Genomic DNA, 961 nt, shown 5'->3' with positions numbered 1-961 from the left:
CTAGGGCATGTCTCCCAATAACTTGAGCCACTCGACGATGCCGGCGAGCAGGAATCCGGCGCGGTAGGTGAGGGCGAGTTTGTCGTAGCGAGTGGCCACCGCACGCCACTGTTTCGCCTTGTTGAAGGCCCGTTCGACCACGTTGCGCCCCTTGTAGGACTCCGGGTCGAAGTTCGGTGGCCGCCCGCCCGCGCGGCCCTTGTTCACCCGGTTCGCTGCCTGATCGGTCTTCTCGGGGATCACCGCCTTGATGCCTCTGCTGCGCAGCAGTTCCCGGTTTGCCCGTGATGAGTACGCCTTGTCGGCCCGGACCTCGTCGGGGCGCGTGCGGTGCGCTCCGCCCGCGAGCCGCGGCACGCAGATGCCCTCCAGCACGTGGGCGAACATCGGACTGTCACCGGCTTGGCCTGGGCCGACCAGCACCGACAGCGGGCGCCCGTGACCGTCGCACGCCAGGTGCGCCTTGCTGGTCAATCCGCCCCTCGACCGGCCGATGCCGTGATCGGCAGGCTCGTCACCGAGGTTCGTGTAATTCGGTAGATCCCCCTGTGTGGCGGGCGGCGTTCGCACCGTGCTGATGGACCCGGACCACTGTGGAATCGACAGAGACCGCCCAGTCCAGGTTCCCGCCGGCGTCGGCCATCGCGACCAGAGCCGTCAGCACCCGATCCCAGGTTCCGTCTCCGGCGTAGCGGCGATGTCGCTTCCACACCGTCTTCCACGGCCCGAAATGCGACGGGAGATCTCGCCAGGGCAACCCGGTCCGCAGTCGATACAGCATCCCCTCGACCACCACACGATTGTTCCGGAACTTCCGCCCCCGGAGCCCATCGGAACTGGGCAACAGCAGCGCGAGCAACTCCCACTGCTTGTCCGTCAACACCTCAAACCGATCAACAACGTCTGCCACACCGAAGAGTCTGCAGCACAACACCACAAATCATTGGGAGACACACCCTAG

Annotated in this window: 1 protein-coding gene; it reads right to left on the bottom strand. The window is 65.8% G+C overall.

Translation table 11 applies throughout. The annotated features are described in order from the left end of the window. Positions 1-910, bottom strand: a protein-coding gene (locus MLGJGCBP_RS22455; protein WP_236581723.1) for an IS5 family transposase whose coding sequence is annotated in 2 segments (ribosomal slippage) — positions 1-552 and positions 554-910 — 909 coding nt in all. Because the reading frame shifts where the segments join, the coding sequence is not laid out codon by codon here. Between the last annotated feature and the right edge of the window lie 51 nt (positions 911-961).

Source organism: Rhodococcus sp. T7, assembly GCF_009872365.1.
Lineage (GTDB): Bacteria > Actinomycetota > Actinomycetes > Mycobacteriales > Mycobacteriaceae > Rhodococcus_F.
Note: the sequence above shows the minus strand (reverse complement) of the source record. Positions and strands in the feature narration are given on the sequence as shown.